Source organism: Pseudomonas sp. NPDC008258 (genome assembly GCF_042956345.1).
Taxonomy (GTDB): Bacteria; Pseudomonadota; Gammaproteobacteria; order Pseudomonadales; family Pseudomonadaceae; genus Aquipseudomonas.
Map to the genome: position 1 here is coordinate 50,672 of NZ_JBIBGE010000015.1, position 21,566 is coordinate 72,237.

19 protein-coding genes are annotated in these 21,566 nt (G+C 54.4%); 11 read left to right on the forward strand and 8 right to left on the reverse strand.

The annotated features are described in order from the left end of the window. Nucleotides 1-11 precede the first annotated feature (11 nt). Together ACFY9W_RS14250 and ACFY9W_RS14255 are read right to left on the reverse strand one after the other, a co-directional pair. Nucleotides 12-734 carry a pirin family protein gene (locus ACFY9W_RS14250; RefSeq protein ID WP_391131254.1) on the reverse strand — a complete coding sequence of 241 codons (723 nt, stop codon included), beginning with the start codon at nt 732-734 and terminating at the stop codon, nt 12-14. A 243-nt stretch (nt 735-977) separates the two neighbouring features. Continuing rightward, nucleotides 978-2,573 carry a TnsD family Tn7-like transposition protein gene (locus ACFY9W_RS14255; RefSeq protein WP_391131256.1) on the reverse strand — a complete coding sequence of 532 codons (1,596 nt, stop codon included), beginning with the start codon at nt 2,571-2,573 and terminating at the stop codon, nt 978-980. A 690-nt stretch (nt 2,574-3,263) separates the two neighbouring features. On the opposite strand from ACFY9W_RS14255, the gene ACFY9W_RS14260 reads away from it, so the two are divergent. From ACFY9W_RS14260 to ACFY9W_RS14280, 5 genes are all read left to right on the forward strand, one after another. Continuing rightward, entirely contained in the window at nt 3,264-4,226 is a 963-nt protein-coding gene (locus ACFY9W_RS14260; protein WP_391131258.1) for a hypothetical protein, read from the forward strand. Then, nucleotides 4,223-6,226 (forward strand): transposase, encoded by a 2,004-nt coding sequence (locus ACFY9W_RS14265; RefSeq protein WP_391131260.1) that lies wholly within the window; start codon nt 4,223-4,225, stop codon nt 6,224-6,226. The genes ACFY9W_RS14260 and ACFY9W_RS14265 overlap by 4 nt, the downstream gene beginning before the upstream one ends. Then, a complete protein-coding gene (locus ACFY9W_RS14270; RefSeq protein WP_391131262.1) occupies nt 6,223-7,572 on the forward strand; it encodes an AAA family ATPase in 1,350 nt (449 codons plus the stop codon). Before ACFY9W_RS14265 ends, ACFY9W_RS14270 begins: the two co-directional genes overlap by 4 nt. A gap of 280 nt (nt 7,573-7,852) precedes the next feature. Further along, the gene (locus ACFY9W_RS14275) at nt 7,853-8,836 is read left to right on the forward strand and encodes an ImmA/IrrE family metallo-endopeptidase (protein WP_391131264.1); all 984 of its coding nucleotides are present in this window, start codon (nt 7,853-7,855) and stop codon (nt 8,834-8,836) included. Further along, on the forward strand, nt 8,837-9,478 hold the full coding sequence (locus tag ACFY9W_RS14280) for a hypothetical protein (RefSeq protein WP_391131266.1): 642 nt from the start codon (nt 8,837-8,839) through the stop codon (nt 9,476-9,478). Nucleotides 9,479-9,675: 197 nt separating this feature from the next. On the opposite strand, the gene ACFY9W_RS14285 is transcribed toward ACFY9W_RS14280, so the two are convergent. Continuing rightward, nucleotides 9,676-10,710 (reverse strand): trypsin-like peptidase domain-containing protein, encoded by a 1,035-nt coding sequence (locus ACFY9W_RS14285; protein ID WP_391131268.1) that lies wholly within the window; start codon nt 10,708-10,710, stop codon nt 9,676-9,678. A gap of 230 nt (nt 10,711-10,940) precedes the next feature. Between ACFY9W_RS14285 and ACFY9W_RS14290 the strand changes: the two genes are divergently transcribed. Continuing rightward, nucleotides 10,941-11,564 (forward strand): hypothetical protein, encoded by a 624-nt coding sequence (locus tag ACFY9W_RS14290; RefSeq protein ID WP_391131269.1) that lies wholly within the window; start codon nt 10,941-10,943, stop codon nt 11,562-11,564. A 277-nt stretch (nt 11,565-11,841) separates the two neighbouring features. On the opposite strand, the gene lpdA is transcribed toward ACFY9W_RS14290, so the two are convergent. Beyond that, a complete protein-coding gene (gene lpdA, locus ACFY9W_RS14295) occupies nt 11,842-13,242 on the reverse strand; it encodes a dihydrolipoyl dehydrogenase (RefSeq protein ID WP_391131271.1) in 1,401 nt (466 codons plus the stop codon). Nucleotides 13,243-13,447: 205 nt separating this feature from the next. Between lpdA and cfaB the strand changes: the two genes are divergently transcribed. Next, nucleotides 13,448-14,635 (forward strand): C17 cyclopropane fatty acid synthase CfaB, encoded by a 1,188-nt coding sequence (cfaB, locus tag ACFY9W_RS14300; protein WP_391131273.1) that lies wholly within the window; start codon nt 13,448-13,450, stop codon nt 14,633-14,635. Between the two features lie 75 nt (nt 14,636-14,710). On the opposite strand, the gene cls is transcribed toward cfaB, so the two are convergent. Next, the gene (cls, locus tag ACFY9W_RS14305; protein ID WP_391131275.1) at nt 14,711-16,150 is read right to left on the reverse strand and encodes a cardiolipin synthase; all 1,440 of its coding nucleotides are present in this window, start codon (nt 16,148-16,150) and stop codon (nt 14,711-14,713) included. A 131-nt stretch (nt 16,151-16,281) separates the two neighbouring features. Between cls and ACFY9W_RS14310 the strand changes: the two genes are divergently transcribed. After that, nucleotides 16,282-16,809 (forward strand): DUF3617 family protein, encoded by a 528-nt coding sequence (locus ACFY9W_RS14310; RefSeq protein WP_391131277.1) that lies wholly within the window; start codon nt 16,282-16,284, stop codon nt 16,807-16,809. Here ACFY9W_RS14310 and folE2 read toward each other — a convergent pair. After that, a complete protein-coding gene (folE2, locus tag ACFY9W_RS14315; RefSeq protein ID WP_391131278.1) occupies nt 16,793-17,698 on the reverse strand; it encodes a GTP cyclohydrolase FolE2 in 906 nt (301 codons plus the stop codon). The genes ACFY9W_RS14310 and folE2 overlap by 17 nt on opposite strands. Nucleotides 17,699-17,723: 25 nt before the next feature. After that, on the reverse strand, nt 17,724-18,104 hold the full coding sequence (locus ACFY9W_RS14320) for a glutamine synthetase (protein ID WP_391131280.1): 381 nt from the start codon (nt 18,102-18,104) through the stop codon (nt 17,724-17,726). A 115-nt stretch (nt 18,105-18,219) separates the two neighbouring features. On the opposite strand from ACFY9W_RS14320, the gene zigA reads away from it, so the two are divergent. The 3 genes from zigA to ACFY9W_RS14335 are packed head-to-tail and all read left to right on the forward strand — an operon-like array spanning nt 18,220 to nt 21,062. Next, nucleotides 18,220-19,428 carry a zinc metallochaperone GTPase ZigA gene (zigA, locus tag ACFY9W_RS14325; RefSeq protein ID WP_391131282.1) on the forward strand — a complete coding sequence of 403 codons (1,209 nt, stop codon included), beginning with the start codon at nt 18,220-18,222 and terminating at the stop codon, nt 19,426-19,428. Further along, entirely contained in the window at nt 19,425-20,051 is a 627-nt protein-coding gene (locus ACFY9W_RS14330) for a DUF1826 domain-containing protein (RefSeq protein ID WP_391131284.1), read from the forward strand. Before zigA ends, ACFY9W_RS14330 begins: the two co-directional genes overlap by 4 nt. Nucleotides 20,052-20,090: 39 nt before the next feature. Then, nucleotides 20,091-21,062 carry a GTP-binding protein gene (locus ACFY9W_RS14335; RefSeq protein ID WP_391131287.1) on the forward strand — a complete coding sequence of 324 codons (972 nt, stop codon included), beginning with the start codon at nt 20,091-20,093 and terminating at the stop codon, nt 21,060-21,062. Here ACFY9W_RS14335 and ACFY9W_RS14340 read toward each other — a convergent pair whose 3' ends face one another. Beyond that, the gene (locus ACFY9W_RS14340; protein WP_391131289.1) at nt 21,063-21,455 is read right to left on the reverse strand and encodes a DUF3301 domain-containing protein; all 393 of its coding nucleotides are present in this window, start codon (nt 21,453-21,455) and stop codon (nt 21,063-21,065) included. It abuts the gene before it with no gap. Nucleotides 21,456-21,566: the final 111 nt, after the last annotated feature.

Below are 21,566 nucleotides of genomic sequence, written 5' to 3' on the forward strand. Positions count from 1 at the left end.
AGGTGCATGTTTCAAGGCATGCGTGGCAGCTCATTAGGTCGCAGATCAAAGACGATCACTTCTGCGTCACGGCCTTTGGAAAGCTCAATCACCTGCTCCTTCCTCATCCGAACACCGTCACCTTCGCGGAGCAGTTGACCATTCAGCTCGATGCGCCCACGCGCTACGTGTACGTAGGCATAACGGTCGTCGGCCAGAGTCAGAGTGGCATGCTCATCGCCATCGAAGAGGCCCGCATAAACGCGCGCGTCTTGGCGAACTTGAAGCGAACCCTGCTTGCCATCTGGCGAAATTATCAGACGCAGCTTGCCGCGTTTTTCAGCATCACTGAAATGCTGCTGCTGATAACGGGGAGTCGCACCACGTGCATTGGGCACAATCCAGATCTGCAAGAAGTGAACCGGCTGCGTTTTGCTGTGGTTGAACTCGCTGTGAGCCACTCCGCTGCCTGCGCTCATCAATTGAACATCACCTGGTTTGATTACCGAACCGGTACCCAGAGTGTCTTTGTGCTCTAGGGCGCCCTCGAGGACATAGGAGAAAATCTCCATGTCACGATGAGGATGCTGGCCGAAGCCTTTACCGGCAATTACCCGGTCATCGTTGATGACCAGAAGGTCAGAAAAACCTCGCTCGTCGGGATCGTAGTAATCAGCAAATGAGAAGGTATGAGATGACTTCAACCAGCCATGATTGGCGCGGCCACGTTCTTCAGCGTTACGGATAGTGATCATGATTCGTCTCCTTGAGGCCTAGGTGCCTCTATGTGATGAATCAACTGTACTGTCAGGAGTTGAAGACAAAAAGACCTCTGTTATGGAATTACTGTCTCGTAAAAAGGGACAATATGCTAAGGATCAACTGAGCTCTCAGCTCACCTAGTTGGACCCTTCGATGACGTGGGCTACCCTTGCGGAGGTGAGCTGTGGTTTGTGCGGAGGGAAGCTAGGGATCGTTGCGGTCAGCTGTGATGGCTGTCAAAGGTGCGTTGGCGGGATGCTATTAAGAAGTTTCCTCGCCTTAGGATAGCGAGCCCGCTTTTCGAGAGCTGCGCTCAATCGCGGGATACGGAGAAGAATGTCATCCTTCGAAAAGCCATAGGCGAGCCTACTCATCACCTGCTCAATCAACATGCAGAGTCGTTCATCGCGCATGACCCAGTCTAGTTTATTTGATTCACTGTGTCGCTCTTTGGGTAAGTGGGAACACTGGCTAGATAGCCAGCTTCTATCATTCCTGTAAAGCCATGCGTAAGAGTTTGGTAGCAGTGATCGGATACGTTTAGCACCAAAGTCGGGATTTTCTCTTACAGCCGACTGCCATATGTTGCGGTGCTTTTCGCATAACTCAAAGAAGCGAAGGTCAGATCTTGCCTTTCTAACATGAGGATTCGCGCGAAGAAGTCGATTTATGGTAGATACGGAAACTCCAAATTTAGCGGTAACATCGTGCTTCTCAATCCCTTTTTGTAACTCCAAGAGTATTGTGTCTTTTAGGGGATCGAATAACTTCTTAGGCCTAGGTTTTCCAGTGCTTTCCAAGCGGATATCTATTTTCAGCCTATCGGAAGTCGCATGTGCATCTGGGCTCGCACAGTTGCAAACCAGTTCGGAATCAGTTTTTTTACTGTATCTGTAAGCGGTGATGAAGTCGTCAAAGCTTCCGAAGATCCACTGAATAAGGATTAAGTGCTTGAGTGGGTGCGAGTACCGACGAGGGCGGCGTAGCATCTGATTTATATAAAGGATTGCCTCGTGGCATGAGGATGGCAAAGAGTGAAACGGCCAAAATTGGCGAAAAAGAGAGCAAAATTCCGCAAATTCACGTGCCAATTGCACCTGTTCAGGTCCGCGATGCTTCATGGGATTCAAGGCTGTTTTGTAGACTTGAGCGACAGTAGAGGTATCAAATCTTCTATGTTTCCCATATTGAGCTAATGATCGGGCTGCGTTTCCCAAATCTACGAGTGCGGACTGGACCTTATCGCTCAACGGTGGCCAGGGAGGAACCACCAGTTCATCTTCACTCGGTAGCGCCCATTGAAACCGCGTGCCCCACTGCCGATTGGTCGAAGATTCTCTAAGTAGGCAACCGTGTTTGGGGCAGATTAGAACTCCCGGATATTGGTGTGATAGATGCCAGTATGAAAGGCCGTAGGTAGTGCGATCATTAATAATACAATTCAAACATGCCTTCAACGGATGTTCACCACCAAAACGTCCCGCAATCAATCCGATTTTGTATTTGATAGAGCCGAGTTGTGGTCCAGACAACGCCGCTACTAAAGCTTCCTGGCTGCGCTCGGATTGAAATGGAAAAAATATGGGGGTTATCGTGTGCTCGAAAATTATTTTTTCAGCATTACCCCACGCCATTCTAGCCTTTGAAACCAAGTTTTTTAAGTTGCACGGAAAGTCATGCGTGTAATAGGTAACTTTGGTTTCGAAGATTTGTTCTAGAGTATCGATCGCTGATCGATTGCGTAAGAAAAAATGTTGGCGACTTCCGAGGCTAAAGAACGTTTCATCATCTAGCCAATTGAGGAGTGGAGGGGGGCGAGTTGATGGCTTCATGAGCTGCTCCGAGGGTCGAGCAATACGATAGCTCTGACGTTTAGGTGCAGAAAATAATGATTGGCAATTTCAACAGGCAATTTTATAATTAACGGTTTTGTCGGCCCCAAAATGTTAACCGTTAAAGGTTAATTATATCGCGCGATCGCTCTAGTTTGGGGCTTAGATGAATGAAGGTCTCTTCATCAACGCAAACGGACAGCCTTTTCTCACGTTACTGAAAATTGAGAAATAGAGACCAAACATATTGCCAGAGTGTTTTTTACGGCAGTAACATATTCCGGTTACAAGCAAAACGGCTCCAGCGCGCCCCCTATTTTTAACAGGGACCTACAGTGAGGTTCAGAAAAGCAGGCGTCAGTCAGCGGTGACTGCGTCCGTTTACGATGTGCACATAAGGAATTCGAATGAACGCAGGCTAAAACAACGCGTAATCAGTCAATAGACAAAGGCCCAAGTGCGACCTTGGGCCTCTGTGGATAAGTCAGAATCGACAGCTGACTTCTCCATTGTCTATCCATAGCTGTAGGACGTCAAGTCCTGCACGTACACGCTCGTCCACAGGAAAGTAGGCGTTATCCACAACTGGATTTTGCCTAGAAGCCCCGCAGGACAAGGGATTCGCTGATGCCCGACAATTTATCCCCAGACGGGTGGGCATCGCGAAGGCCATGAGATTGGAAGGCTAGGATGAAAGAACAGGACAGATTTGACGTCATCACAAAGCGTCAAGGCGCGTTCGAGTGGGGTGATTTATACGTCCCATCTATATTGGCTGTGCCGCGAGAAGCACCCCGAGGGTCTCGTGTATCCAGGCTGTATAGCCACAAGCTGAATCGAACGTTGCACGCGCTCTCGACTCCCGAGAGGTTTTTTACACAGCTAGCGCTTCACCATCCCAACCTATTTGAACTCCATGAACAGAAAATGCTATGGCCCATGGATGCTCCGCACCCATTGGAGGGGCATCCACGGACAAGGGGGCAATTTCTTCAACCTCTGCGTGGCACTGTTTCAATCGCGGAAGAAATTGGTTTTAAGCATCACGCACTCATCGTCACCGATGAGTGGGGGGAGCGCACTAGGCAGGCTTATCCATACCTAGGGGACCTCTTGCTCTACCTTGAGAACGATCAAGGCCGGCCCTATGCAATCAACTGGAGCGTCAAAGACACCCTGCAAGCTTTTAATGAACGCAGGGCTAGGATGCCCAAAACACTTGTTCAGCGGCAGAAGGATCGCGAGCATGCCCGGCTGCGGGGCTGCCTGGAGCGCCTGTATTATGCCAGTGCCGGTATCAGGACCATTGAGGTCGCTAAGGATCAGATTCCTGCCGCAGTCGAAGCGAACCTCGATCTACTATTCAATATTCATGGCCTGCCCGTATCCTTAGATCCAATCTTGTTGGAAGATTTCTGCGCTGCAGTCCAAGACGTTGTCCATGCTGGCGATCCCCTGAACTTTCTGGCTATTCGCTTCGGCAGGCGCTGGGGGAGTACTAGCCACTTCATCGCGAAAATTTATCAAGAAATCTGGCAGCGGCGAGTTATTGTAGACTTCAACAAACCTATTTTGATTGATCATCCGCTCAACACCGACGGGCCAGATCTGCTGGTGCAATTCAGCTCCCTGTTTGAGGGTTTTCAGGGATGAGTCCGGGTTCAAAAATTTTCGCACCTGAGGGATTTAAGTGTCTCAAGGTTGGGGTAATTTATCATTTTCTAATCAGTGACGGCGCACGCAGCCGAGTTCATTTAGTTGAATTTGTCTATCAAAATCAACGGCCTGAGGCACGACTAATTACTTTGAGACAGTTCGAATTCGAAGAAGCCTTGGAGAATGGATGGCTAGTCGAAGATGGCGTGCCAGCTTCACTGCCCCCTTGGCTTGAGCCTATCGAGGGTAAACCAATATGGTATTTAGAACAAAAAAGAGTTTCTAAGAAAAAAAGTTATGAGTCATATGTAAATCATCGTTTCGAGATGATATCTGACCTTGTTTTGCGTAAAGAAAAGATTCTTGGCGAAGATAATCCGGACGCTGCAGTTAACCTTGAAGCAAAAAAACTAAAGCAGGCCCCGGCTAGGCTTCGAGCGTGGTTTTATACATATCTCATGTATGGGCAGAACAGATGGACATTGATACCAAGCTTTCAGAATAACGGCCGCTATATTAGAGATGCACCTGAGCGAAAAATTAAATTAGGGCGCCCCTCATCACAAGGTAAACGTTTTGGTTATCCTTGTAATAAGGAAATGAAAGAAAAGATCAAGAACGGTTTTAACCGTTACGCAGATCCAAGCCTTACGCAGGCTAAAATCTATAGTAAGGTTCTAAAGAAAGAATTTGGATGTAAATCTAAGAAGATTGGTGCAAAACAGTATGAGTTCACTCATCCCAATGGTGAGCCCTTTCCTTCGTTTGATCAGTTCATGTATTGGGCTAAAAAGCAAGTTTCCCCTAAGCAGCTGAATGTTGCACTCAAAGGCGAGCATGGTACACGTGCAATTTCCGGTTCTATGGGGACTTTCGACGAAAAGATTTTGAACGTATATCAGCGTGTCGAATTCGATGGCTATTACTTTAACGAGAAACTTCAGGGACTCACTGAAGGAAGCGCGGTGGACGGCTATTGTGTTGTTCGAGCGCGCTGCGTCGGGTCTGGCTATATTTTGGGTATAGGTTTCTCCGAGGGTAGAGAAAACATGGCTGCATATATGGCGACCCTGTTCTGCATGGCCATAGGCAAGGTGAAGTACTGTGAGCTTTTTGGCTTGACTATCGCTGCAGATGAGTGGGTCAGTGAAGGGCTATGTAGCGGAATTGTGCTCGATCGGGGACCTGCTGCTATGTTCGAATGCGGACCAAAAGTGAATTGGCTGAACTCTGTTGAATTGACACCCACTTTCTCTGGTCAATCGAAAGCAACGATTGAGTCCTCGCATCCCAAGAAAAAGAAAATTAAAGGTCAGCCCACACATCATCATAGTGATCATAATTTTGTTCAAATGGCCAAGCGAGAGATCCTTCGAGCAGTGAAGGACAATCATTCATTAGGTAAAGTAAATCTGGAGGATGAGCTAGTCCTTGCAGGCGTAGCGCCGACGCCACACGGGGTTTTTGGCTATTGGGCGGAGCTAGGTAGAAGCTCTGCAATCACTATAAATTTCGATACCGCTGTAAGAACTTTTTTAGTATCTCATCCAGTGACTATTCGTAAGGACGCGGTATATTTGTATGGGCGTAAATACCGGTCCAAGGAACTGGTTGATACGGGGCTTTTTGACTCTGTGGCCAGGCACGGCGTCGTTGAAACCGAAGCTTATGTTCTGACGATGTGTGTTCGTCATATTTGGATTGATGTTAAAGGGCATCTTTATCAACTTGATGTTATTCGCACGGTACGTTCTGCGGCAGGTCTTGAGGACATAACGCTGAAGGAGTTGCAGCAGATCGATAAAATGCGCCAAGAGGGTTATTCTGATCACCGTCGTCAGGCTGCAGCACGAGATCAGTACTATATGGATAGGCATGAAGAGGCTGTTGGCTTGGAGTGGCATGGCGGTCAGAAAAAGTCGCGAGCAGCTCCAAAAGGGGCCGCATATAAACAAGATATGAATGACTATCGCACTGTCATGGGCACAAAAAAATGAACCCCACGATTGATTCGCGTTTTCATAGTTACTTGGATATCGAAGGTATCCGTGATCGAATCACTGTACGCCCTCAACCCGTAGAGGATTTGCAACGTTATCGCCAGCTAGGGGCGGATGTGCTTTTCAGGCAACTTAAGAAAATTTATCTACCAACCCGGTTTTCCCTCGATTTTATCCATGAAATGCTCGGGCGAGCGAGCTTGCATCATAGCGGGATTCTTTCCGATCAAGTTACTTATAATTCCGGGATTTTTAATCCGCCTGTTAATGAAAGCTTTCCTATCTGTTTAACAGGCCTTACGGGGGTCGGGAAAAGTAGAACGATTCAAGCGTTGCTTCACGCCCTACCGCCTCCGATTGAGCTGTCCTGTAGTCTTTTCCAAGGGGTGGTTGAGCTGAATTCGTTTTGGTATGCAAGCGCTCGGGGGAAATCTAGCGGGAAACAGATTCTTTTAGATTTTTTGGTTGCCAGCGGTAAAGATCGGCTGAAAGCTAGTCGTGCCTCCCTGACTGAACTTTTGGACGAATGTCGGAGCATCGCCAATCGCCATGGAGTATCAATAACTGTCTTGGATGAGATGCAGTTCATTTCTACGGGAGCAGGTGCTTCCAAGGTTACCGATATCTTAATCAATGCAGCCGATCTCGGGATGCCGTTGATTTTCGTTTCAAACTATAGCTTGATAAATAAGCTTTGGGAGCGAAACAGTGAGGATACCCAGCGCCTGTTGGCGGAGCCTCGCGTCATGCTGCCAGATGATCCTACAAGCCAATATTGGCTCGACTACGTCGCGGAATGTATACGGGTCAGTGGCGACCGAGTGAATGCGGACCATGGGGAATTTGCGGCTGAGCTCCACCGATCTACTGCTGGACTAAAGCGGCTCGTGATCAAGCTGCTGAAGCATGCCTACATGCAGTGCTTCATCGCCGGTAGAGATCGAATTCAGATGGTTGATTTACACGATGCCTACAGATCAAGCGAATACTCGATTAGCGCTCGCCTGGTGGAAAATCTACAGAAGCTAGCCATTGGTAAGGGAAGTATGAGGGCTCATGCTGACCTCAAGTGCCGGTTCGCTGTTCCAGAGGAATCCAAACGAAGTGTGGTGAGTTCTATCGATACAAAGCGGGCCGAGAACGTGAGGAACCAGGTCATCGATTCAGCGCTCACTCCACAAGAGGCCGAAGCGCTGGAGGGGCTTTTAAAAGATGGCGCGAGTGCTTCAAAACCACCTAAATCGCCGCGCGCAGCGTCTCCGCCCAAAGCATCTGCTAGCGACTTGGTCAAAAACTTTGGAAAGCATGTGGAGAAAGTGCGCTCACCGACCAAGCCCAAGTGATCCTCGATCAGTGGGCCCTGAGCGTAAGGGGAGCCTTATGGGTAAGCGTGCTGTCCAAACACACGGGAGGCAGGTTTGCTTCCAAATGAGCATTGATAAAGGGACCCGTTCCGGCACCTAAGGGCTTAGCGAGTTCGACGTAGATGGGCCCTATGAGGCAATCCCCTATGGGAATGCAGATCGGAATGCTATCATTTTGATCATGTGTGACTTCCCAAATTGATTGGGCCGTCTAATCGCCATCATTTTCATCCACACGTTCACCCAAGGAGGGCTGATCATGACTGACATTCAGAGCATCTATTCCGCCCTCCGCAGCTACGGCCTGTCCAAGAGAAATCTGGCCAGTCTTATGCCTGAGTGGTGGTCGGCTGAAATTGAGGCGACTCCTGGAGCAGCTCAGCGAGCCAAGATCTACTTGGCTAAGGCATTGAGCCTTCAGATCAGGGCATTCAGCGAGAATCCCCCCAGGGTGGCTTTCGATCTGCCTAACGAGAAGCGGTTCAAACTCTCCGCGAAGACCTCGGAAGACGACGTTGCGGTAGCGGTTGCGTTAGCGAAGAGTGCTTCCCGAATCGCTTTGAATGCGATGGACGGAGACTACACACCGCTTCCAGCGAGCGCAGCGCATATTCGCGCTAGCATACTCGGCGGTGGTGCCACATGGGTGGGTCTGACGCAGATCTTGGATCTGTGCTGGGCGAGTGGAATTCCTGTCCTCCATTTGGCTTCTCCGCTCCTGGGCCGAAAGATGGATGGCATCGCCATGTCGATCAAAGGCAGGCCCTCCATCGTGCTGTCGAACGTTCGAAAACAAGGCTTCCTTCTGTTTCACCTTGCTCACGAGCTCGGTCACATCGCACTGGGGCATCTCGCTGAAAATGGTGCGATCGTTGACGATGAAATCAAGAACCATGAGTCTGAGGAAGGGCGGAATTGTCAGGAAATTGAAGCTGACAGATTCGCCATCGAGTTGCTGACTGGGAATGCGGATACGCGGCTGACGCTACCTAGCCTGATGAAGGCCCGCCCGCTCGCTGATACTGCCATCCGATTTGGAAGGGAGCGTCAGATTGATCCGACCCATGCTGTATTGAATGTCGCCCACAACGCCCCCAAACTCTTCCCGCTCTGCGTGAGTGCAGTCAAAGAGATCTCGGGGCAGACCTCTGACCAGGATGTGGTACGAGGACGTGCGTTCAGCAATTTGGCTGACGGACTTGATCCGGACAGCGAGCACCTGCTTCGGAACCTTATCGCATAAATGATCGTGCTCGCTGACAATGATGTCCTGGTAGCACTGGCCCAATGCGATCTTGTCGATGAAGCGTTGACCGTTCTCGATTGCAGCTTTGCGGATTGCTATGTGCTTGGCGAGGCGCCGTTTTCCCTCTATCTGAACAACCCAGAAAAGTGTCTGGATAAGCGTCTGGGTAACCCCGCAGCGTTTGATCGACTGTGTCAGATGGTGGACTCATGTCAAAAGCTGGGCGCCGCCCAAGAAAATATCGATCTGCTTGAGCAGTTGATGGTCCTGGATGGCGTACATGACGGTGAGCTGCAGCTCACCCTTCACGCCGAAAATCTCCACTCGCAAAGCAGAAATTTCACCCTGACCACCGGGGACAAGAATTTTCTCAGCGCTATCTATGAATCTGACTGTGAGCTCGCCAAAGCCATCCTGTATCAACGGGTGGAGTGCTTGGAGTCATTGCTGGTGAAGGCAATCGGCATTTTCGGCCATGGGCACATCACATCGAAGGTTGCCTACGGCAAGGAAACAACCACGAATGCCAAGAAGTTCGATACCGTGCTAAACATGGCCTTCGGTAATGGGCGAGCTGAGCAACACACATTGGAATGCCTGAACAATTACTTGCCAGCTCGAAAATTCTTGCGCCCGTGATACCTGCAGAACTGGCCACCTAGCGGACTGCCTGGCTGCTACCCTATAAAATCTGTCGTAACCCAATCCGGACAGTTCAGAGCATCGTCCGAATTGATACGCTTGGCGGCATCTTTAGCGACCGGTGGATTCGGCGCTGATTTTAGAGGCGTCGTGAGAGGTGCTGGGGAGCAGCACCCCATCACGGGCATCCTTGGCTAAGCCGACATCCAATTTTTTGTGCCTATTTCATTCGAGATTTTCCGAATACTAAAAGGTCGTCCCGAATCATCGCCTGCCGTTGCAGCCTGTTCCTGTGAGGCATGGACGCTGACTGGTTCGCTCTCATTTTCCAGGAACAGTCCCCAGCATATTTGCCAACCAGGCGCATCAAGGCTTGGAGCGAATACCTGAATCTCGTGACAACGGCCCAGATCCACGGCAAAACCTGTGCCGCCGAGGCCCGCTTCGGCTCGAATCGATCTGCTGACGATACCAACGACCTCGCCTGCCTGATTGAAGACTGGCCCTCCGCTCATGCCTCCAGGCCAGTCGGTCTCCACCTCAAAAACAGGGCTTGGGTTAGATCTACCGACTCCACATGGATGCACACCAACGATTCTGCCGTACGCTCCGTACATCCCCTCTGATAGCAGCATATTTTGCGAGTCGGCAGACAGCTTCGAAAGATCCAACTCCGGATATCCGACTGCAAATACGATCTCGCCTACACGTGGTTTCCAGTCATTCACACGCACCTTTAGTGTGTGAGGAGGGCGGACCCCTTTGCCGAGTGGAGATGCCTGCATGATCGCAATGTCCATAGCGATCTGTCGTTGCGAATCGCCCCGCAATGCGGCCATGGGATTTTCAGAGTCCATATCGGGTGCCTGCGCGCTCATGATTGGAACGAAGCAGTCGTCCGGAATGCCGACTCTTCCAAAAACTATGGCCTGCATGCTCAGGAAAAGGAGTGGTCTGCTAGACGCGCTCTGCTCGCCGAAGTCGATGACATGATGAGCGGTTAGGAACGTGCCAAATTCGTTGATGTTGAATGCTGTACCCATCCCGAAGATCTGTCCTTGCGTGTCCTGCCTAAATACAGGTACTACGGCATTTCTAAGTCCGAAGGGATCTCGAATTTTGAAAGGGTGGAAAGGTCTGTCGGGGTCGGGGATAAGCGGGTATGCCTTCCGATCTGCTTTTCCGGTTTTCTCACAGATGGCTATTTCAAACGGTACGAAATGTTCCATGGTGCTCCTCTAGGGGCTCCTGCCTACGCGTCCGAGCTCCGTGTTGGACTCTCGGTGAGTGGCCCAAGGCTAAGCGGCGTCTGCCCCACAGAGCAAGAGCAGAGGGGGGGGGGGCACATGCTGGGTTTTCAGGCGGTGTTTGCCATTGCTCGTGCCGATTTCTTTGTAGTGCATTCGAGATTCCGCTAGCGTAAGAGGTACTGGTAACAAGATCTGACTGAGATATGACCATGTCCCTCGCAGCCCAAAAGCGCGATTCATTTCCAGGATCACTTACCCGCACCGCCGATAATTCTGCGCTCTACGCAGCTCTGACGACGGCTAGAGAGGTAAGCGACATCGGTGAGCCTGCTGATTTCAGCGGTGAATCTGACTACCGGTTGATCCGCGTCGACCGCCAGCTGGACTCAGTTAGCGTGAATGAGTTTGAGATCGCCTTGGTGAACGATGTTGAGCTTTCCGTCATCTATTACGCGAAGATCGAGCTGCTTCAGGTTCCGGAAGTCAGTAGCCGGGATATTGCTAAACATCAGGTCTGGCGCTCGGCATGCATGTGTCATACAGAAGCGCTTCGCGATGTTTCTCAAAGAGTACTTCTCGGCTATATCGCGCAACGGTATGAACTCCTACTCGCTGAAGATGCGGTCTTCGGTGATGGCAAATTCTATTGGCATCGGCAGGTCTCCCTTGCGTTGGAGCTCGGCTTTCACGTTTTCAGCTACGATGAGGGATCACGAGCGCTACGACCAATACCAACGCAGCGCGCGCTGAGTGATCTGCAGGACCAGGCTTGGTCGAGCACTCGCCCGCAGACCCAGCGGGCAATAATCTCGATCTTCCCTTTGCCCAGATAGAATGCTCGCCAAGACTTCGGTCCTTTTGCTCGAGTCGAGCGAACAACCGACGAACCAGAGCGGCGAGCACGCTTAGAGGGTGTTACCGACTTTATTACTTAGCTGCACCGCGTATCACCCTTTTTACGTGGGTGTTACCGACTTGTGAGAGACGGAAAATGTGGCTCAAGGCTGCATGAATCGGGATGGCACCAATACCGACTTTATTCCTGCGTTTCAAAAGCCCTCCACATGGAGGGCTTTCTTCTTTCTGCTATCTACAGAAGAACCGCTCCGGTCAGATTTGCATCGCCATCCCGTCCACATTCATCGCTGCCTGGCGCAGGGCCTCGGAGCGGGTCGGGTGCGGGTGGCAGGTGAGGGCGATGTCTTCTGCCGAGGCCGAGAACTCCATGGCCACGCAGAACTCGCCGATCATCTCGCTGACGCTTGGGCCAACCAGATGCACGCCGAGGACTTCATCGGTTTCGGCATCGGCGATGACCTTGGCGAAGCCTTCGGTCTCATGGTTGATCTTGGCGCGGCTGTTGGCGGTGAAGGGGAACTTGCCTACTTTATAGGCACGCCCTTCGGCTTTGAGTTGCTCTTCGGTCTTGCCCACGGTGGCCAGCTCCGGGCGGGTATAGATTACCCCAGGGATGAGGTTGTAGTTGACCTCGTGCGGCTTGCCGGCGATGCGCTCGATGCAGGCTACCGCTTCGTCTTCTGCCTTGTGCGCCAGCATCGGGCCGGAAGTGACGTCACCAATCACCCATACACCTGGCACTGAGGTGCGGTGGTGTTGGTTGCCGAGCATGCCGCGCTTGTCGGTTTCCAGGCCCACGCTTTCAAGGTTCAGCCCTTTGGTATAAGGGCGGCGGCCGATAGCTACCAGCACGTAGTCGGCCTGCAGCGATTCTGCGCTGCCGCCGGCGGCAGGCTCCAGCGTCAGACTAACCCCATCGGCACTCGCAGTGGCTTGGGTGACTTTGCTACCCAGCTTGAACACCATGCCTTGCTTGGCCAGTGCCTTTTGCAGGGTCTTGGCGGTTTCCGTGTCGGTACCTGGGCAGATGCGGTCGAGGTACTCGATGACGGTTACCTGGCTACCCAGGCGACGCCACACCGAACCCAGCTCCAGGCCGATCACTCCGGCACCGATCACTACCAGGTGCTTGGGCACTTGCGGCAGCGACAGCGCGCCGGTCGAGTCGATGATGCGCTGGTTATCGATGGTCACGCCCGGCAGAGGGGTGGGTTCGGAACCGGTGGCAATGACCACGTCCTTGGCCTGCAGCACCGTTTCGCTGCCATCTTCAGCTTTCACCACAACCTTGCCGGCGCCATCCAGGCGGCCCCAGCCTTTGACCCAGTCGACCTTGTTCTTGCGGAACAGGTATTCGATGCCCTTGGTCAGGCCGGTCACGCTCTCGTCCTTCTGTTTCATCATCTGGGCGAGGTTGAGGGTGGGCTTTACTTCAATGCCGAGGTGGGCGAACTCTTCACCGCTGGCGGCCTCGTACAGTTCGGAGGCATGCAGCAGTGCCTTGGAGGGCATGCAGCCCACGTTCAGGCAGGTGCCGCCCAAGGTTGAGCGGCCTTCCACACAGGCCACGCTCAGGCCCAACTGGCCGGCTCGGATGGCTGCGTTGTAGCCGCCAGGGCCACCGCCGATGATCACCACGTCATAGGATTTCATGGGTTCAACTCCAGGATGAGGAAGCGAGAGGGGCACAAGGTTAAGCCGAGACGCAAGAATTGTATACAATCCACCGTATGGATAAGATCAGTTGGTTCTAGACCATGGTCTTGTTTAGAGGAAAGCTCCCACGAATGAACTACTCTGATCCGGCGACGTTCGAAATATCAGGCGTCGTGGCCAATTTCGGACAGGAGGGTCGTTCATGCTTGCGCAACTTCCACCGGCACTTCAAAGCTTGCACCTGCCGCTGCGGTTGAAACTGTGGGACGGCAACCAGTTCGATCTGGGGCCAAGCCCCCAGGTCACCATCCTGGTCAAGGAGCCACAGCTGATCGGCCAGCTGACCCACCCAAGCATGGAACAGCTGGGCACTGCATTCGTCGAAGGCAAGCTGGAGCTGGAAGGCGATATTGGTGAAGCCATCCGTGTATGCGATGAGCTGAGTGAAGCGCTGTTCAGGGAGGTAGATGAACAGCTGCCGCAACGCCTGTCTCATGACAAGCACACTGACGCCGAAGCCATTTCCTACCACTACGACGTTTCCAACGCGTTCTACCAGCTGTGGCTGGATCAGGACATGGCCTATTCGTGCGCCTACTTCCGTGAACCGGACAATACGCTCGATCAAGCGCAGCAGGATAAATTCGACCACCTTTGCCGCAAGCTGCGGCTGGACGCGGGTGACTACTTGCTCGATGTCGGTTGCGGTTGGGGTGGGCTGGCGCGTTTCGCTGCACGCGAATATGGCGCCAAAGTATTCGGCATTACCTTGAGCAAGGAGCAATTGAAGCTCGGCCGCCAGCGAGTGAAAGCCGAAGGCCTGGCCGACAAGGTGGAGCTGCAGATTCTCGACTACCGCGACCTGCCGCAGGATGGACGCTTCGACAAGGTTGTGAGTGTTGGCATGTTCGAACATGTCGGGCATGCCAACTTGTCGTTGTATTGCCAAAAGCTGTTCGGGGCAGTGAGGGAAGGGGGGCTGGTCATGAACCACGGCATCACTGCCAAGCACATCGATGGCAGGCCGGTTGGGCGCGGCGCGGGTGAATTTATCGACCGCTATGTATTCCCCCATGGCGAGCTACCCCACTTGTCGATGATCACCGCCAGCATCTGTGAAACAGGGCTGGAGGTGGTGGATGTGGAAAGCCTGCGTTTGCACTACGCCAAAACCCTGCATCACTGGAGCGAGAACCTGGAGAACCAGCTGCACAAGGCGGCGGCGCTGGTGCCGGAGAAGACCTTGCGAATCTGGCGCCTGTACTTGGCCGGGTGTGCTTATGCGTTCCAGAAGGGGTGGATCAATCTGCACCAGATCCTGGCGGTGAAGCCATACGCTGATGGCCATCACGACCTTCCCTGGACGCGCGAAGATCTGTACCGCGGGTAACGCGTCTCGTACTCTGTGGGAGCGGGCGTGCCTGCTCCCACAGGTATCTGCTTCAAACCCGAGGCGGGTCGGTACTCAAAGAATCGGCGAAATCAGCCGGGCAATCCGCATCCCCAATTGCTGTAGCCGATGAGTGTCGCGGCTATCCTCCGCAGTAATTTCTCGCGCTTGTTCAAAGTCATTGATCAACATGTGCTCAACCTGATCTGCAAAGCTGCGGTCGACGGTCAGCAGGGTGATCTCGAAATTCAGACGGAACGAGCGGTTGTCCAGGTTGGCACTGCCGATGGCGCTGACGTCATCATCCACCAGCACCACCTTCTGATGCAGGAAGCCCGGCTGATAGCGGAACATGCGCACACCCGCACGCACCGCTTCGAAGGCGAACAGGCTGGAGGCGGCATAGACAACGCGGTGGTCTGGCCGAGACGGGATCAGCACCCGCACATCAACCCCACGCAATACGGCGAGGCGCAAGGCGGCGAACACCGCCTCGTCAGGGATGAAATAGGGGCTGGTGATCCACACCCGTCGGGTAGCCGAATGGATCGCTTCGAGGAAGAACAGTGAGCAGGTTTCCTGTGGATCGGCCGGGCCGCTGGCCAAGGCCTGGCAAAGCACGCCGTTATCCGGGTAGGTATCTGGCAGGATAAGCGGTGGTAACTGGCGCGTGGCCCAGTACCAGTCTTCGGCGAATGACTCCTGCAGGCAGGCCAGCACTGGCCCGCTGATCTGCACATGGGTGTCGCGCCAAGGTGAAAGCTGGGGATGCTCGCCGAGGTATTCGTCGCCCACGTTATGGCCACCGATGAAACCGACCAGGCCGTCCACCACCACAATCTTGCGATGGTTACGGAAGTTCACCTGGAAGCGGTTGAACCAGCCGCGGCGGGTGGCGAAGGCGTGGATTTGTACACCACCTTCCCGCAGTTGCTGGCTGTAGCTAGCTGGCAATGCATGGCTGCCGACGCGGTCGTAGAGCACGAAGACTTGCACCCCTTCGGCAGCCTTGCGCAACAGCAGTTGCTGTAATGCCTTGCCGAGGTTGTCGTCATGGATGATGAAGAACTGCACCAGCACCACATCGCGGGCTTTGTCGATGGCAGCGAAGATGGCATCGAAAGTGGTTTTACCATCAATCAGCAACTTCACCTGGTTATTGGCCAGACAAGGCATGCGCCCCAGTTTGGGCATGGCGCGCAGTGCTGCGTAGCTTTCTGATTCACGGGCGGTGAGGGCTTCTTCCACCCAGGGCCGCCAGTTGAGGTTGGCCATGGCCACGTGCATTTCCTGGTTGGCCTGGCGCCTGGCCTTGATGTAGGCATAGAACGAACGGGCGCCAAAAACCAGATAAGGGATCAAGGTAAGGTAGGGGATGAAGAACAAGGGCATGGCCCAGGCGATGGCGCCTTGGGCGGTGCGCACGGTAAAGATCGCGTGCAGTGCGGCGACGATACCCAGTAGGTGAATCAAGCCGAGTAGGTAACCAAAAAAGTAGGGGCTGTGGTAATCCATATGCATCCTGCTTGCCGAGTACACTTGAGCTAACAGAACACGTTCACGGTCCGCCTTGCAACCTGAAGGTGGATTTGGCGTCCAAGGTTCAGCCCGGCCCGCTTGGCCGGTTTTTCCAGGAGCGATCGTCCATGAAGATTCGTCTGCCATTGTTGGCGTTGGCCCTAGCTGTGAGCAGCCCGCTGGTGCATGCCCAGGTGCTGCAGCCAGGTTTGTGGGAGCTGACCACCAGCAACATGCAGGTCGATGGCAAGCCGTTACCCGACATGCAGTTCATGCTCAGTCAGTTGAAAAACCTGCCACCTGAGCAGCGCGCGATGATGGAGGGGGTGTTGGCCAAACAAGGGGTGACTGTGGGTGGCAACGGCGTGCGCTCCTGCCTCACGCCTGAGCAGGTGGCGACCAACGATATCCCCTTGCAGGACCCGAAGTCAGGTTGTACCCAGAAGATCACGGACCGTACCGGTAATGTGTGGAAATTCCAGTTCAGCTGCCCCAAGGCGCAGGGTACTGGCCAGGCTACCTTTCTTAGCGACCGGGAATTCACCACTCAGGTCAGTGGTACCTTCAATGCCTCGGGTGTGCAGCAGCAAGGCAGCATGAACACCCGTGCGGTGTGGCTGGGCAATGATTGTGGCACGGTCAAACCGCGCAGCTGACGTCCCATTGCCATTGGCTGGTGGCGACGGCGTCGTGAGCATGCAGGCTTTCTGCGTGCTCAACGCGCAGCTTGAAGGCCGTGCTCCATTCAATTTGCCGTAGTGCCTTGTGCAGCCGTCGTGCGGCGTCTTCACAGAACATCAGGTTCTGCCCATTGGCCAAGGCGAAGGCTTGTTCGTCCGCTCGCTTCACCGCAGTCTGCACAGCGGTACCCAAGCTTGCCTCAATGCAATCGATCAATTCGGTGATGGGTAATGCGTGTTCACTGCTGCGCAGCCGTACCTGGATTTGCGCGGTACTCCGTTGACTGTGGGGTGTGGCCACAATACCTTCGGCGCTACCAAGCCACTGCAAAACTGCGGATTTTTCGACCTGCTCTTCGCTGAAGTTTTCGAGGAACTGCTGTTGAATCAGCTGCCGTGCGAGTGCAGCGGAGCATGGACAGGTGGAGGAATAGGGTACGGAAACAGATAGTTCCACGTGGAACATTTCATTTTCTATCCGTGCATCGACCGTTACGGCATAGCTCTTCCAGCCTGCCAGTGGGCTGATCAAGGCCGGCCTCTTCAGCAGATGCTCAAAGCGCAGGCGCAGGTAGGCTGCCGAAGAAAGGCCTTCATGACTGATCAGGAAATCGGCCAGTAGCTGCCTGATTGCCAGCGGCGTAAGGGGCTGGTTTTCCAATGACTCCAGGGCAAGGTAAAGCCGCGACATATGGATGCCGCGTGAGCTGCCGTCTACCAGACTTACCCCAGCATCGATTTTGGCAGCGGCGGTGCGCCCTTCGAATTGCACGGGCACGGCGATCCCGCACATGCCCACCCAGTCCAAAGGCAAGGTGTACTCCAGGTTTTGTGCAGCGATGTCGGGGAGCTTGAGCTGGGTCATCTGGAATTCCAAACAAAAAGAGTTATCACTGGCAACCGCCTACCAAGCTGCAATGCAGCTTGAAGCGCTGCCCGCTGGAACTGGATACGCGGTTCAGGGTGGTCCAGCCAACGCGACGGCTGTAACCCACCCAGGCTTCGCCATCGCTCGCCAGGCCGGTAAAAAAGGTCAACGTGCCATAGCGGCTGTTGGTTTGTGCCCACAGGCGCCGGCTGCCGGAGTCATAGCCGCGCAGGTAGAACGTGCTGCCTTCGCTGCGCACGCTGTAGTAGCTGCCCTTGCCGTCCTGGCAGGCAAGCAGTGTCGCGCTGCGGGTACACACCGCCAACGGGCTGCTCTTTGGCATGGCGAACAGCGAAGTGGGCATGGCGAGCAAAAACAGCACCATGGCGCGTGGCAGGTTCATTTTTCATCCCCGGTGAATACGCGTCCGTCGAGAACGGCTTGGCGAAATTGTATTGTTACTTTATAACATTGTGCAATGCATCGTTTCGAATGCGCTCGCCTGAAGAGGTTCCGCCATGTCCAACCGTCTCCCCGTCACCGTGCTGTCCGGCTTCCTAGGCGCCGGCAAGAGCACCTTGCTCAACCATGTGCTGCGTAACCGCGACAATCTGCGGGTTGCGGTCATCGTCAACGACATGAGTGAAATCAACATCGACGCCAGCGAGGTGCAGCGCAATGTCAGCCTCAACCGCGCTGAAGAGAAACTGGTCGAGATGAGCAACGGCTGCATCTGCTGCACACTGCGTGAAGACCTGCTGGAAGAGGTGGCGCGGCTGGCCGAAGAAGGCCGTTTCGATTATTTGCTCATCGAGTCCACGGGTATCTCCGAGCCACTGCCGGTTGCCGAGACATTCACCTTTCGCGACGAGCAGGGCCGCAGCTTGTCTGATATGGCGCGCCTGGACACCATGGTCACTGTGGTCGATGGCCTGAATTTCATGCGCGATTACCAGGCAGCAGACAGCCTGGCCAGCCGTGGCGAAACACTGGGTGAGGAAGACGAGCGCTCGATCAGTGACCTGCTGATCGAACAAGTCGAGTTCGCCGACGTGCTGCTGCTGAGCAAGATCGACCTGATCAGCCAGCACGAGCGCGATGAGCTCATGGCCATTTTGCGCAGCCTCAATGCCCGGGCGCAGATCGTGCCCATGGTCATGGGCCAGGTACCGTTGGCACGCATCCTGGACACTGGCCTGTTCGACTTCGACCAAGCCGCCCAGGCGCCTGGTTGGTTGCAAGAATTGCGCGGCGAGCATGTGCCGGAGACTGAAGAGTACGGCATTGCGGCCACCACCTGGCAGGCCCGGCGGCCGCTTCATCCACAGCGCTTTTTCGACTTTATCCACAAGCCCTGGAGCAATGGTCGCCTGCTGCGCTCGAAGGGCTTTTTCTGGTTGGCCAGCAAGTATCAGGAAGCCGGTAGCTGGTCGCAGGCGGGTGGCATGATGCGCCATGGCCTGGCGGGTCGCTGGTGGCGTTTTGTACCGCGAGAGCAGTGGCCCCAGGATGTGGATAACACGACCGAGATCTTGAAACACTGGACCGCTGAGACCGGTGACTGCCGGCAGGAACTGGTGTTTATCGGGCAGAGTATCGACTTCGAACAGTTATCCACAGCACTTGATGCATGCCTTTTGACGGATGAAGAAATGGGCTTGGGCCACCTGGGCTGGTTGCGCCTGGACGATCCATTCGGCCCTTGGTACCAGGAGGAAGCCGCATGAACCCGGCGCTCAAGCCTGTGGATATCTTTCAGGTGTTCGGTGAAACCCCTCAGGTGCTTACCGAAGTATTACGAGATGGCGTGAACCTGGCGGTTTGGCGCCGGCGCTTGCCGCCACAGCTGGAGGATTTTGCCGAATTGGTGGTCAGCCTTGGCCAACCGCTGGCAGATCAGCGCGTAATCGATGTGGACGAGCAACAGATGCCGGTTTTGCCAGACCTTCTGCGAGAAGCGGCCGACTTGCAAGGCTACGAAGCCTTCGTAGCCGATGTGACCTGGCTGGTGGCTGCCTACACCTGCCTGCTGGGTGCGCGGCGGGTCGGTTTGCGCTTGCGGGTACTGGCCGGCCCCATGTGCCCGCGTTTCCATGTGGATAACGTGCCTGTGCGGCTGCTCACCACCTACACAGGGCCCGGTAGCGAGTGGCTGCGAGAGCAGGAAAGCCCACGTGGTAAGTTACACACAGCACTTTCTTCTGTGGATAACATCCAGCATCTGCACGCTGGCGAGGTGGCTGTGCTTAAAGGCGAGAAGTGGCAGGGGAACGAAGGCGCGGGCCTGGTACACCGCTCACCCTCGGGCCAGCAGGGGCGCCTGCTGCTCAGCCTTGACTGGCTAGCTTGACGGCGCATAGTGAGCTACCACCCCGCCTGAAGCCATCCCATGCTGCAGAACATTCCCACCCATGTGATTGCCGGCCCACTGGGGGCCGGCAAGACCACCCTGATCCGCCACTTGCTGGCCCAGCGCCCGGACAACGAACGCTGGGCGGTATTGATCAACGAATTCGGCCTGGTTGGCCTGGATGCGGCTTTGCTCAGCCGTGACGAAGATGGCATCGCCATCGGTGAGGTTGCGGGCGGCTGCCTGTGCTGTGTCAACGGTATGCCGTTCCAGGTGGGCTTGGGCCGGTTGTTGCGCAAATCCCGGCCTGACCGGCTGTTTATCGAGCCGTCCGGTCTGGGTCACCCGTTGCAGTTGCTTGCTCAATTACAGCAGGCCCCTTGGGCTGGAGTGCTGACAATCCAGCCATTGTTGATGGTTGTCGATGCGCAATCCATTGTACGAAACGAGCCGCTTCCGGAGGCCCAGCAACAGGCTTTCAACGCGTCCGACAGCGTGGTTTTCAACAAGTCAGAGGCTGTGGATGAAATATCTAAGTTGTTGATAACTAATAAATTTCATGACAAGCACATACTCTGGTCCGTACAAGGTCAGGTGCCTTTATCAAGCCTTCCTGGCGGGGGCGCAAAGATTGTCGACAGCCCATTTGATGAAAACAGGATTGTCGACAATCTTGGGCGGTCCCCAACAATAGTGTGGACAGACCCCGGCCAGCCGATCTGTCTTGCCCAGGAGGGGGAGGGAGGTTGGAGTATTGGCTGGCGCTGGCACCCTGCGCAGCGTTTTTATCCACAGCGGCTAAAGGCGTTCTTGCGCACTTGGCCATGGCGGCGTGCGAAGGGGGTTATCCACAGCGAGGAGGGCTGGCAATCATTCAATGGGCTGAATGGAACCATGCCTGACTGGCAGCCGAGCGACTGGCGCAGGGATACGCGTATCGAGCTGATTTTCGATCAGCCGCAATCGCAACCCGCATTGCAAGCCGGGTTGAGCGAATGCCGCGTGATCTGATCAGTTGCGCCAGCGATTGTGTTCCTGGCGCCACTGCTGCATCTCGATGACGTTGTCGGTGCGTGGCGGGGTCTTGATTTCGAATGGGTAGGGCGCCAGTTCGATCTGCACGCTGTGCGCGCCGAACTGGGTCACGGTACCGGGGTGGCGTTGCTCGCCGGTGACGGTGAACTCGAAGGCATAGATGCGTGCCAGGCGCTTGCGGCCATTGGCATCACGGACAAAGCCGATGCGCTTCAGTGCGACGGCGTCGTCGAGCAGCTCAAGGTCGAGCTTGGCGCAATGCTGTTTGACCCGTTCCAGGGCTTTTTCGCGCAACCCATGGTTGTGCCACAACCAGGCGCCTGCCGTGGCTACCAGCATCAGGACGAAGAGGTTCTCCAGGGTCAACATTTGCATATGCTCCAAACAGGTAGATCCAGCTTAACTGCGTCCCTGGCCTGTCGTACAGGTGGCAATCGAGTTCATACTGCGCTGCGCACAATCCTTTGAAACAGCTTTGGA